Below are 12,164 nucleotides of genomic sequence, written 5' to 3' on the forward strand. Positions count from 1 at the left end.
GGCGCCCGAAATGGGGTGGAATCGTGCGATTTCGCACAACGGCTGGAACATCAAACACTGCTCCTAACGCGAAAAGAGGCTCAATTTCGAACTCGTTAAGATTGGCATCATTCGTGCGTTACTTATTACCAGCGGGTGATTCTCCCAGTTAGCGGGCACATGGAGGTAATTGAAAAGGAGACCTAATCATGGAACTTCACAACATCCTCATTTATCATTGCGTCGCTTGCGGACGGATCGTGCATGCGGAACCAGAGGCCAAGGTGCCTCAGTGCTGCGGCCACGCCATGGTGAAGGCGTCCGAAGAGACGGTTCACGGACTTGAGTCCGGCAAAGATTGGGACGACGATCTGGATCCTGAGTTCAAACCCACTAATCTGGAAGACGATTAGTGCTGCCAACAGATATGGGCGGCCTCCAGCGGCACTTGAGCCGCTGGCTGGAACGGCATGATCCGCGCGGTGTAGTGCTCGGCGGGTCGATCAGCAGGCACGCTGCCTCGATATTGAAATCCTTGTACCGAGCCTAAGAGCGGCCCGCGCAGCAGCATGGGTGCGGCTATCGGCTGTCCCGCATCGGCCGAGTCCGCAAAGAGTTCAACTCGAACCTGCTCAGAGGACAGTTCGCCCAAATAGAGCTGAGCGGTGAAGAGCCACTGCTCACCCTCCCGCTCGACGTGCACGGTTCCAAAACGCACATTCCGCCAACAGTCATCCAGGGTGTTGTGCCAGGCAGTCAGTTCACGCGCCAATAGCCCCTGTTTCGCGGTGCGCTTCAGAAAAGCTTCGGCGGCGGGCAGGTAGGCAAGGTTGGCATAATCCTGAACCATTCGGTCACTGCTGAACGGTGCCGTGAGTTGCGACATGCTGGCCTGAATCCGCTCGACCCAGGCGGACGGCAGACCCTCGGCGTCGCGGTTATAGAATTCAGGAATGACTTGTTGTTCCAGAATGTCATACAGGCGCAGCGCATCTCGCACATCGACTTCCAAGGCTGAGTCTCCGCAGCCATCGTCGATGGCCCAGCCCACGTTCGGTGTATAGGCTTCATCCCACCAGCCATCGCGCTGCGAAAGATGCAGGCCGCCGTTGACGACGACCTTCATCCCGCTCGTGCCGCAAGCCTCGGCCGGGCGCCGCGGAGTATTGAGCCAGACATCGATCCCGCCGACGAGATGCTGGGCAAGCACCATGTCGTAATCTTCCAGAAACACCACCCGATCGCACACATCCTCGCGTCGGGCAAAGTGCACCATTGCCTGCACCATGGCCTTCCCTTGGTCATCGTTCGGATGGGCCTTGCCTGCCACGATCAATTGAATCGCTCGATCGCTCGCGCGGATCATCCGCACCAGCCGCTCGACGTCGTGCAGGAGCAAATTGGGCCGTTTGTATTCGGTGAACCGGCGGGCAAAACCAATCGTCAGCACGTTCGGGTCGAGCACGTGTTCGGCCCGATGCACCACATCAGGAGATGCGCCATGTTCTCGGTATTGCCGGGCGAGACGACGGCGGACATAGTCGACTAGCGTATTGCGCGCTTTCGCGCGGAAGTTCCAGATTTCATCCAGCGACAATTGCTTGACCGAAGCCGTCGCTTCCTCCAGATTCTGAACCCAACGCCGCTCGCCAGTTCCAAAGGCCTGACTCCATAACTGGTTCGCCTCGGCCGAATCCCAGGTCGGCACATGTACGCCGTTCGTCACATGGCTGACCGGAACTTCCGCCACGGGCCAGCCGGCGAATAGCGGCGCGAACAATTGCCGGCTGACCTGGCCGTGCAAACGACTCACGCCATTCACATGTCCGCATCCACGAATGGCCAGAAAAGCCATATTGAACGGCTCGTCAGGGTCGTGCGAATTCTGGCGTTCCAGACTCAAGAGCTGTTCCGCAGGGAGACCCGAGAGTTCGATGATCCGCTGCGCGTAGCGCAGCACCATGTCGGGCGGAAACTGATCAAAAGCCGCGGCGACGGGCGTGTGCGTGGTGAACACGTTCCCGGCCCGCGTCGCCCACCAGGCAGCCTCGAACGGCAGGCCTGTCCGCCGCGCATAACTGACCGCTCGCGCCAGCACCGCGAACGCAGCATGACCCTCGTTGAGATGGCAAACCTCGACCTCAATCCCCAATTGCTCCAGCAGTAACCACCCGCCAATCCCCAGCACAATCTCTTGCAAGAACCGCTTCTCCTTGCCGGCTGCGTACAGGTTGGCGGAGATACCTCGGTCCCAAGGGCTGTTGAGCGGATCGTTCGTATCGAGCAGATAGAGCATCGTTTTGCCGACCCGCGCCTGCCAGACGCGGAGCTGCAGCGTTCGTCCTGGCAGCTCGATTCCAATTCGCACCCGGCTGCCGTCCTGATCGCAGAGGGGCGTCACCGGCAGGCTCCCCGGATCGTTGTAGGGAAACGCTTCCAGTTGCCAGCCCGATTCCGCCACCACCTGCCGAAAATAACCCTATTGATAAAGCAGACCAATGCCCACGAGCGGCACTCCCATGTCGCTGCAACTCTTCAGGTGATCGCCGGCCAACATGCCGAGCCCGCCCGAGTAAATCGGCAAGGCCTCGCTCAGACCAAACTCCATGCTGAAGTAAGCCACCTTGCGCAGCGAACTATTCGGTTGAGTCTTGGCAAACCAGCCACCCGATTCCAGATAGCGGCGGCGACGCTCCAGCCACTGATTGAGCTGCCTCTTGAGCTCTTCGTCTCGGGCGGCTTCCTCCAGCCGCTTCTGCGGCGCGTTGAGCAGAATGATGTAAGGGTTCTTCGTTCGCTCCCAGGTTTCCGCATCCAGGCGGGCCCAAATCTGGCCGGCCAGCTGGCTCCCCATCCAGCGCAGATCCATCGACAGGTCAGCAAGCTCTAACAATTCAGGAGGCAGGGTTCGATCCAGAATCGTTTTCGTAGTCATTACCATTCCCCGCCTGGCTCACGCCGTTCAACCTCACGCTGCTAAACATCATTGCCTGCAATCCTACCATCACGCTCCAGCTCCATGATGGCTTACCGGGCGCAGGTGGTTGTTTCTGCGCCAAACGGCTCAGCTGTCCGTCACAATAATCGGCACTTTTGTGCGCTCAATGCGATTGGACCGCCGCTGTTGACTGCCTCGTCCAACAGTTCGAAGAGGGTCACAACCGTTTTCCGCCACCGAAACTACCTCAAAATCGCGAAGTCGTTGTTTAAAATTACTTTCGGTCTTCAGAAAGAGAGAGCTTTTGTTCGAAGAGGGTTGGGCACAGGGAGAATCAACGCGATCCAAGAGCTGGTGACGTCCGACGAGTACCGGCATGTGCCAACCGGGACACTGGCTCGGATCGGGTCTACCAAGCCGGGACCGGCATGGGCCAAAGTCCAAAGTGGCGAGAACTCGCGCACAAAAGTCCAGAATGTCGTGAAACACAGCGTAGCGGACATTCTCACTGCTCATTCTGGCCGTAAGTCAGCCCAGTGGTGAAATGGTCGTGGGCGCAGTGCTGACTATCGGCTTGCAGCGAAGGATGTTCTCATCGTGCTCGCAAAACCCGAGAACCTCGAACGATTTCGCAGGCATCACGGCCGCGGAGCCGAACCGATTTAGAACAACGGGCTTGGAGTTCGTAGGGGGGCTCGGCTGGTATCGCAAGCATCGAGCAATTGAAGAAAGCGTGATGCGGCTATGCGAACAGTTGGCTAAGGCGTGCAATTTGAGGGCTAGCGCCGATAGGGTCGTGTGCGATCAGAGCTATTTTCCAGCTCCGTGGTAGGTATCGGAATGACGCGTAGATCAGGACCCTTTTCAGAAATGTGAAGAACGTGTCGGCAGTGCTCGTGACAACTGATGCACGTGGTGAGCGAGTTCATGTAAGTGTACGACGAGCCATCAAGGTTCTTCTCCTCCGCTAGCAGGATTAGCTTCTTGGCGGTGCGTCGTAATTCCGCACGATAATGGGAGTAGACTTGGTCGTCGGTAGCGTGCCAGTTTGTTGCATCGCAGACCTTCGCCATTTCTTCGGCACCCTTGCGGATCAGGTCGAAGTCGCTGGCCATCAAACCTTCCACCACTTTCTGCGAGCTTGCCAACTTCGCTCGCATCAAGCCGGCCAGGGCGTCCTCGCTATGCGTTGGGACAGCGGGCTTGGGTTGCCCCCACGCCAACATCGCTAGGGCAGTTGATATTACGCCGACAATGCCCAGGAGTTTCAACTTCGACATCACCACACCTACCGTCTGTTAGTTCACGGACAAACCCCTTCGTCTTTTCGGCTAATGATAATCGTACAGTTTAGGGATTCTGCCGATTGTGAGGAGCGGATCCCCAAGTAATCATATTCGGCGCTCGAATAGTGCAGCGCGCGGGGGCTGATGGTCGGTCGAAAAGTGTAGTGTTAGCCCTGCTCGGGAGAATCCGTAAGGCAGATTTGAGACTTCCCAGCGTCTCAAGCCTTACGATCTGCACCATGCTGACAACCGTGCTTTGCGCCAGGAAAATTGGGACTTTCCGCACGAGTTCTCGCCACTCGGACGGCTACTCTCCTCGCTCCCGCTGAGTTTCAACCCGACGTGTTTTCGGTGGTTATTGAGCGATAACCTCAACCATCCGCACCCAGCGCCGGTATGATCATCGCCTGCGAGAGATGGTCGGCAACAGCAAGAACATCGACGCGGCGGTCGGCCCCGATCTACAACGCGTGGCTGGCTCGCGCCGATGGCGGCGCCAGTCGTCACGTTGCCAGCCACCGACCATGACCACCTTCACCTGTAGCAGCAGGTCCTCGTCCTCCGTCGTCGACTTCACCGCCTCGTCTCGCTGCTGCGACTGATGACAGTCCCGCCCTGGAATTCGCCGCCGTCGCCGAACGGATATGGTCCGCCTTGAGCAATCCGACCGTGCCCGATGTTGTGGGGAAGGTGTATCCCATGTCGTGTTTTGATGTACAGTATTCGGAGCTGACGGGCGCCGCGTGGGAAACGCATGCTCGTGACATGCGAAGTCAGTTGAACGAATCAACGACGGTGATGATCATTCTCGATCAGCAACTTTCGGACGGCCGGGCCTACGGGTTTCTTAGAGCGTTGGGGGTATGAGTACGCAAGTCAGGACGGCCTTTCATTGCCGAACGGCATTTACCTTCCATTGCCCAAAGGATCGCCGCATGCGACCGTCGTCGTGACTTCTCCTGGGATTCTTCGCGGCATTCCCGACGATGATCGAAACGACTTACTCTATATGCAGTGATCGACACAACGTCGCGACAGGGAGTCACCAAGCCCATTTCAATCCCGGGAAGGCGCTTTTACCGGTGGCGAACTACGCAGTCGGCTGGCAGTTCGAAAATAGCTACTCGCAGCTTCCAGAGATGTTCTTCGCCATAGCGAAGCCGTCCACGGCGCGAGCGCCAAGGCTGTCAATTCTGAACAAGCGGCTGGCAGAGGAACTCGGCCTCAATCTCGAACAAATTCATCGGAAGCTGCCGCGGCTTTCTTCGCAGGGCAGGTCGTTCCAAGCGATATCGACCTATCGCACAGGCATATGGCCGACGCTGCCAATCGCTTCATCGCCGAGGTGGAGTTGATCGATCTGTAAAGCACCGAGGACGCGCCCAAGCGATAGGGTGAGGATGATTTTTTCGCTGATTCGGTCACATCGTCCGAGGGTGTGAAACCATCAGTCCAATAAAAAATCGGCGACTAATCTTCGGCATCGGCGGTCACAACTTCAGCCGGTAGGATCAATTCCTCAGCAGAACGCGCGAGGTATGGTGGTACGGTCATCAAGATTCGTTCACCGGCTGATTTCGAGAATTGCCATAGCCGGCCTGCCTGTCCCTCAGCGACCGGCACTTGGAAATAGCCCGCCTCGCGGCCGAAGGTGTGGACTTTGTGCCCCGTTGCATCGATCAAACCTTCTTAGACGAGTGGTAGAATCCCGTCGGCACCCCGGGTAACCATTCGCCAGGCGGAATTACTTTCACGGTAGGCCCCAGAGGAGTGCGCTGTTTCGAATCTGTGGTTGCTGGGTGCCGCAGAGCTCAACAAGGACACAGTATATTCTGAAGGAGCCGTGTCTCTACCGCGTTTGGTTAATAGCACCAACAGGTGTGGGCGTGGTATTCGTCGCGACTGAATAGAGTTTAACTGGAAAGGACGCCCGAGTTCACCAGTTCCAAGATCTCAAATGCTAAAAAAAAGACAGCTGACCGCCCGGAGGCGGCCAGCTGTCATGCTTGTTCGCAGCTGTGACTAGCTTCTTCAGCCTTTCACATAGCGAATCGCCTTGTTGATCGTTGGCTCGGACTTACCGAAGTGCACTGCGGCGGTCTTAATGGTCGAACCATCCAGACGCATGAACTCAGCAACCGCCGCGGCATTGAGCCTTGCCCAGTTGCGCTTGTTGGGCCTTGCGGACAGCTTGCCAGTCAGCTTGCCCCCTCCGGCCTTTTCCGCTTCGCGCAGCGCTTGACGAATCGTGGGGATGCTCACATTGAAGTGCGCCGCCAATTCGGCCATCGAAGCTTGATACTCCTGCCGATAAGCGGTCACCGCTGACGCATTCCGTCGGGCCCAGGACGTGGGGGCCGGGATCGTCAACACATGCGACACGAACCACTCCCGTCCCAACCCGGCAAACCGGTGAGGGTCCACCGCGAACGCGTTGGCCGCATCGAGCACCTCATCGTCGTGAATGACTGCACGAGCATCACGCTTGGTCCGGCGGCGAGGCTCGAAGCCTGCACTTCCATCGGCAGCCGTTCCCTGCGATTCTGACTCAGTCCATTCCACCGGGATGAAATCGAGATCGCCAGCAAGTGCACCCAGCTTGCACAGCTTAAGTTCACACCGACCATCCCGAAAACAATGGATGCCATCGATGTGCTGCGCGAGCAAGAGGCTTGTCGCCGAAGGATTGGCGCTCAGCATCGCCTCGGCGAGATGCTGCAACCGATCCACGATTACTTCGGCGTTCAACACCTCCGCTTCGATCCGCTCGCTGGCTGCCAGCGAATCGATTTCGGCGGTCAGCCGACTCAGTTGTGCTTGAGCATCGTTCAGCTGCTTCCCGAGCATGTCGCGCACGGCCTGCGACAGGTCGCGATTGCCGAGCGACATCACCCAACCCTGCGACTGTTCCTCGATCGCCTTCTGCGCTGCTTGGAGACTCGGGAGTCGATTGGGCTGATCGGCCCGCTGCCGCGCGAACGTGGCTTGCGTGAGCTGCACCAATTCGTGCACCGCAGGCGAATCGGCGCTGCAATTCGCCAAGCCCAGCCCCGCGCGAATGATGCGATAGGTTTCTTCGCGGAGCCACTGCTCCGGAACGAACCGATCGTTCACGCAGACCTTCCCTTGCTTATAGCCAGCGCAGCCGTAATAGACGTACCGCCGTTTGTTCCCCGCTTTGTCGACGTATGCAGGCCCAGAGGAAGCGGTCATCGCACGGCCACACTCAGCGCAGATCACCAAGCCCGACAACGGATAGCGAAGGGCAATTCCAGGAGCGCACAAACCGGCGATCCCAGAACTGCTGCACTCCGCCGCGACCCTTCGTCGATTCCGTGCCTGGCGCAGGTTGTTGACTCGCACCCAGCGATCGTTGTCGACGATGGGTTCACAATACTCTGGGACACGCAGCCAATCGCTTTCGGGAACGTCCTGCAGCACCCGCACATCTTGCACGATGTCCCCCGTCTGCTTGTTCCACACGAACTCGCCAGCATAGATGCGCCGCTTGAGGATCTCAGAGATAGTCGCACCCGACAGCTTGCCGACCAGATCGGTGACGCGCGAGTCGGCATTCAGCGTGGCCGCCACGCGCGTCGCACCGAAGCCATGTTCATCGGCAAGGCGAAACATCTCCTCGACGACCCAGCGCGTACGCGGATCAGGCTCGAGCACATTGTGCGCGACGGTTTCCACCCCGGCGACGTTTTTCATGACTGGCCGCAGCCGCATCCCCAGGGGGACCGGCCCCCCTGGCCACTGCTTGTGGCGAATGGCGTCGGCTTTTCCACGCCGCACTTGATGCCCCTTCACACGGCCTTCTTCCCGCGAGCGAGCCTCATCCAGGGCCGTCATGACCTGACCGGCCACAGTTGTGGGATCGGCAAAGTTATTGTTGGCGGTCACCACCAGCACGCCCTGCCGCTCGAGCTTCGCTCGGTACTCGCCGCCACGCCGCGAGCGCGAGAAGCGATCGTACGTATCGACCACGACAAGCTCGACCTGAATCACGCGCGACCTGATATCGCGGAGCATCCGTTGGTAGTCCGGTCGTTTCTCGTCGTAGCGTCCCGAAATTGCTCGGTCGACATAGATGCCGACGACCACCCACGGATAGCCGGCGCGCCGCAGCCGTTCCTGGATTTCGGCGATCTGCGACTCCGGCGACCGTTCATTCTGCGCTGCTGATGACATCCGGGCATAGATGACAATCTGGTATGCCCGCAACGGGTTATAAGAGGACTGATTCATTGTTCGCATTCCCTTTTCGTAGTAGAGTTCACTTGGCACCGAGCCATGACCTCCGCGATGTGCGCCAGCAGCGACCTACGTCGTGCTGCCTGGATCTCTTGCGCGAGCTCCAGCAGGTTTGGCTGATTGCCCTCGACGTGAAGGGGAATTCCGGTCGCGATCGCGGTAAGACGTTTCCGCAGCGAATTGTTCAGTGACTCGTCGGATTGTTCCGGCGAGACAGACGGTGGGTTCGGCATGATTCATTCCTTGTTTTTAAGGGGGAAGCGTCGCTAGCATCCGCAGACGCTGCGAGCCGCTGAGATGTCACGAGCCAGAGTTCGATTCAGAGTTAGCCCACTGAACTGCTGTTGCCGCGCGGGGCGAGGCGATTCGAGTCGCCTGCTCGTTGTGCTTCAGGCAGTGCTCAGCACTGAGGAGCGCCCAGACATAGGCCCGCCGTGTGTCGCGGCAAAACAGCGGGGCGGCCGTCCCACGAAATAAGATCTCGCGAAAGCCGAGCTGCACGGCGCGTTGCAGATAGCGACGATCGCTGCAGCAGCGAACTTGCGCGCCACTGCGCTCCGAGCTCGATAGAACCAGTTCCGTGACGGAGCTTGAATCATTCTTAGCGCGGACAGCGACAGAGCCATTCAAGTCAATGGTGATCGGTTCGTTCTGATCAGCGCCGCCTGGTAAGTGCTTGAGCTTTTGCAGGATGAACGTGGCATCAGCTTCGGCCAGCGACAGCGTGGTATCGGCCTGCTCGCGGGCTGGTATCTGAGACTCGACATCCGGAAAACGCGCTTCGTGCTTAATCTTCAGCCAGAGCGTCCAGCGTGGAGCGCGGAACACCAGCCAATCTTCCGTCCGTCCCACGTGCCGTTCGTCGGTCGCTGCGAGCCGCAGCTTGGTGAATACTGGACAGCGACGCGCCAACACATCTCCGCTCCACGGGAAACGAAAACCGGATAGCAAGATCGCCTGGCGACCATCGGTGGCGGCCAGTTGTCCGCCGTCTCCCCGAAAGCGAATGCACCCGAGCGAGTAACGCAGCGACGCGATGTCCGTCGTGGCGGCCGCCTCGCGCAGGGCGGTCAGCAACTCAGCGTCGTTCGCGCAATCCTGAGCTGGCAAACTCGGCCAGGCAGCGGGCTCCAGCGCTGGTGCCGATAACACTTGCGGGATCCCGACCTCGGACCAGCGAAACACATTGCCTTCTAGCGTTGCCGCCAATTCCAACGGTTCGTGCTGCCGGCCTTCGACCTTGGCCAAGGAACCGTAGGGCACTGAAATGGGGGCACCGCTACCTGCTCCCTCAACAGTGAACTCGATCGCAACATTCTCGTTCTGAGCCCGTACGAGCAGCCCAGCAACGGTCGGAACAAAGGTCACTGGCGTATCGCTTTTGCTGGGCGTGAGCTCCAGTGCTGCGCGCAGCAGCGGGCGGACGTAATAAAGGGCTGAACGGTGTAAACGCAGCATGGCTAGATCTCCTTGGTAAGCAGCAAGAACAAAAAAAGGGGCCACCTCGCCGCAGCGAAGTGGCCCCCAGTAAAAACAACGCTAGAATCCCCAACCGCTGGGGACGAGCGAGTCGGGATGCCGGCGCTCGCGCTCCAAGGCATCCCAATCGACGAACTGCGGGGACGACGGTTCGGAGTCGAAATCGACTTCGAACTCTGGCACGATCGAAAATCCCCGGCGACGAATTTCATGCAGGTCTTCGCCGGTCGCTTGAGAAATAGCCGTTTCGAGTTCGCATTGAGTCATCAGCAGAATCTCCATGAAAATGGGTGAGCGCATGCGCGCAGCGGTAGCGAGTGACTGGAAATAGAGGTCCGAAGCAAACGTTGCCCCGGGCAGAAGACGGGCTAGGTGCCTGGTTCGAGCCAGTGCCGCTCTAACCATTCGCGTTCCGCGCTGAGGGCGAGTGAACGCGTGGCAAACGGTCCAAGTTCAGGACCGTGAACCGGGGACAGGTCAGCCAGCCACTGGCCGTCGTCAGTCGGCTCGACATGCGAGCCTCGCGCGATAGCCAGTTGACCCAAAGTGGCTAGCTCGATCGTCTCGTCGTAGAGACCACGAATCGAGCCGTCGACTTGAATAACGAGTTGCATCGGTGCTTCCCTTCTAATGCGGCCGACGAACCAGATTGCGACGAGGACGATCGACCATTAGGCCATCGAGCACGCTTTGTACTCCGGAGAGCTGGGAGGCAACTTCCTGACGCAGACCGCGATCGTCGCGGAGCTTTTGCGGACCGACCCCGCGCACGATCCGCTGCGCCTGCGAGACCAGTTCCTCCAATTGCTGGTGGGAACCGACATTCAGCGATTGGAAGCGCTGGAAGAACTCCCGCAGATTCTCGATGGCGGAGTCACGGAAGACTTTGGGTTTGCCATCGACGTCTCCCGTGAGCCGTTCGGTTAGATGCTCCAGCAGCTTGGCAAACTCTTCGAAGAAAGCTTGCTCCGCCAGTTGAATCGCTTCAGTAAAGCGAGCCTGCACCCGAGTGCATTCCTGTTGAAACAGGTCGGGAGACAGTTGCTGGAGATAATGGGGCGGGTCAATCGACGGCCAATCCCAGTTCACATCGAACATGCCCCGCAACGTGACCGGATAGTCGCTGGCATTGAAGAGACGACCGAGCCGCTGACGGGCCGAGCGTTTGAGTTCCGCATAGCTCTCCTCTAGCTGTTCGACAGTCTCTCCCAATTCCCCTTTCAGCGAAGTCAGCTGCACATTGAACGCCGCAATATCCGCGCGGCGAATCAAGCGAATACCTGGTTCGGGAAAGGGGAGAGAAACGCGGCGCCAGTACTGCACAATCTGACCGCGCAGGGCAGTCACCGCCTTCATGGCCGGATGGGTGGTATCGATCAGCTTCTTGCGGGCTGACAGAAACTCTTTCTCGGCGTCGAAGGTATCGGCGGCCTGCGATTGTTGCTCGGCCGTGAGCGACTTGCGGGATCCGAACCAGGTAAACGAGACACGGGCTGCGGCCATCGCCGCTCGCAAGCGGTCAGCCAGCGGATCTACCGGATTACCGGTCAGGGGAATCGAAACTCGATCAGCAACAGACATGGTCATAGGACCTCCAAGAAGTTTGGAAAATGAGAAGGACAAGAAAAGCCGCGGGGCCAAACGACGGTCGTTTGGCCCCGCGGCAACGTGAGTAAAACAACGAGGTCATGCGCTGCTATCGCACTGGCCTAAAGACGAAGCTAGTTCTGCTGGGCCGACCGGCTGACCTTGCGCCGCGTGGTAGCAGGATTGGCTCCGTGCTCGTAGATCCCTGGTTGATCGGCGGCGAGGCAGCGGCCGCTGGCCCAGGTCCGCAACCGTTCCACCGACTCTGCTGCGGTCACCGCGATCGGAGCAATGTTCTGGGCAGCCACAGTCAGGGGAACATCGAGTAAGGCCGCCAAGCGGCAGCAAGCGCGGACCTCTGCGCCCGTCCACTGCTCATCACAGGGACGAGCCTGCTGCGGATCGAGCCCGAACGTCGCCAGATAGAGTTCCCAGATCTGCTGGCGCTGCGTTGCATTGGGGAGGTCGATGAAGACGACTCCATCAAAACGTTCCGCCCGCGCGAACTCGGGTGGTAGCCGACTGACATCGTTGCACGTCCCCACGAAGAAGACGTCACTGGTATGGTCGTTGTAGGGTAGGCAGCCAGCGAGTTCCCCAACCGTCCCGGTTGGGCACTTTTCCAACTGCCCCCCTCC

At 59.0% G+C, this 12,164-nt stretch carries 10 protein-coding genes and 1 pseudogene; 1 reads left to right on the top strand and 10 read right to left on the bottom strand.

Annotated features, from left to right (window positions below):
• Nucleotides 1–188: 188 nt before the first annotated feature.
• Nucleotides 189–392: a hypothetical protein gene (locus ETAA8_RS11085; RefSeq protein ID WP_145088084.1), complete on the top strand. Its 204-nt coding sequence runs from the start codon at nt 189–191 to the stop codon at nt 390–392.
• On the opposite strand, the pseudogene glgP reads toward ETAA8_RS11085, so the two are convergent.
• The 10 genes and pseudogenes from glgP to ETAA8_RS11130 form a co-directional block, all read right to left on the bottom strand.
• Nucleotides 389–2,446 (bottom strand): annotated as a pseudogene (glgP, locus tag ETAA8_RS11090) (alpha-glucan family phosphorylase); the annotation flags it as partial. The gene ETAA8_RS11085 and the pseudogene glgP sit on opposite strands and share 4 nt — an antisense overlap.
• Nucleotides 2,447–2,458: 12 nt before the next feature.
• Entirely contained in the window at nt 2,459–2,914 is a 456-nt protein-coding gene (locus ETAA8_RS34570) for a DUF3417 domain-containing protein (protein ID WP_202921762.1), read from the bottom strand.
• A 782-nt stretch (nt 2,915–3,696) separates the two neighbouring features.
• Nucleotides 3,697–4,197: a hypothetical protein gene (locus ETAA8_RS11095; RefSeq protein WP_145088085.1), complete on the bottom strand. Its 501-nt coding sequence runs from the start codon at nt 4,195–4,197 to the stop codon at nt 3,697–3,699.
• A gap of 1,476 nt (nt 4,198–5,673) precedes the next feature.
• Entirely contained in the window at nt 5,674–5,886 is a 213-nt protein-coding gene (locus ETAA8_RS11100) for a hypothetical protein (RefSeq protein ID WP_145088086.1), read from the bottom strand.
• Nucleotides 5,887–6,234: 348 nt separating this feature from the next.
• Nucleotides 6,235–8,454: a recombinase family protein gene (locus tag ETAA8_RS11105; RefSeq protein ID WP_202921763.1), complete on the bottom strand. Its 2,220-nt coding sequence runs from the start codon at nt 8,452–8,454 to the stop codon at nt 6,235–6,237.
• A 306-nt stretch (nt 8,455–8,760) separates the two neighbouring features.
• Nucleotides 8,761–9,918: a hypothetical protein gene (locus ETAA8_RS11110; protein WP_145088088.1), complete on the bottom strand. Its 1,158-nt coding sequence runs from the start codon at nt 9,916–9,918 to the stop codon at nt 8,761–8,763.
• 81 nt (nt 9,919–9,999) lie between these two features.
• Nucleotides 10,000–10,239 carry a hypothetical protein gene (locus ETAA8_RS11115; protein ID WP_202921764.1) on the bottom strand — a complete coding sequence of 80 codons (240 nt, stop codon included), beginning with the start codon at nt 10,237–10,239 and terminating at the stop codon, nt 10,000–10,002.
• Nucleotides 10,240–10,307: 68 nt separating this feature from the next.
• Nucleotides 10,308–10,553: a hypothetical protein gene (locus ETAA8_RS11120; RefSeq protein ID WP_145088089.1), complete on the bottom strand. Its 246-nt coding sequence runs from the start codon at nt 10,551–10,553 to the stop codon at nt 10,308–10,310.
• 13 nt (nt 10,554–10,566) lie between these two features.
• Complete coding sequence (locus ETAA8_RS11125) at nt 10,567–11,526, bottom strand: hypothetical protein (RefSeq protein WP_315851589.1); 960 nt, start codon at nt 11,524–11,526, stop codon at nt 10,567–10,569.
• 134 nt (nt 11,527–11,660) lie between these two features.
• On the bottom strand, nt 11,661–12,152 hold the full coding sequence (locus ETAA8_RS11130; protein ID WP_202921765.1) for an ATP-binding protein: 492 nt from the start codon (nt 12,150–12,152) through the stop codon (nt 11,661–11,663).
• Nucleotides 12,153–12,164 lie beyond the last annotated feature (12 nt).

The organism is Anatilimnocola aggregata, from assembly GCF_007747655.1.
GTDB classification, from domain to species: Bacteria; Planctomycetota; Planctomycetia; order Pirellulales; family Pirellulaceae; genus Anatilimnocola; species Anatilimnocola aggregata.

Bases quoted from the DNA above. Each gene is read 5' to 3' on its own strand.
- ETAA8_RS11110 (WP_145088088.1), bottom strand. From the start codon at position 9,918: ATGCTGCGTTTACACCGTTCAGCCCTTTATTACGTCCGCCCGCTGCTG.
- ETAA8_RS11105 (WP_202921763.1), bottom strand. From the start codon at position 8,454: ATGAATCAGTCCTCTTATAACCCGTTGCGGGCATACCAGATTGTCATC.
- ETAA8_RS11125 (WP_315851589.1), bottom strand. From the start codon at position 11,526: ATGACCATGTCTGTTGCTGATCGAGTTTCGATTCCCCTGACCGGTAAT.
- ETAA8_RS11085 (WP_145088084.1), top strand. From the start codon at position 189: ATGGAACTTCACAACATCCTCATTTATCATTGCGTCGCTTGCGGACGG.
- ETAA8_RS11095 (WP_145088085.1), bottom strand. From the start codon at position 4,197: ATGTCGAAGTTGAAACTCCTGGGCATTGTCGGCGTAATATCAACTGCC.
- ETAA8_RS11115 (WP_202921764.1), bottom strand. From the start codon at position 10,239: ATGCGCTCACCCATTTTCATGGAGATTCTGCTGATGACTCAATGCGAA.
- ETAA8_RS34570 (WP_202921762.1), bottom strand. From the start codon at position 2,914: ATGACTACGAAAACGATTCTGGATCGAACCCTGCCTCCTGAATTGTTA.
- ETAA8_RS11120 (WP_145088089.1), bottom strand. From the start codon at position 10,553: ATGCAACTCGTTATTCAAGTCGACGGCTCGATTCGTGGTCTCTACGAC.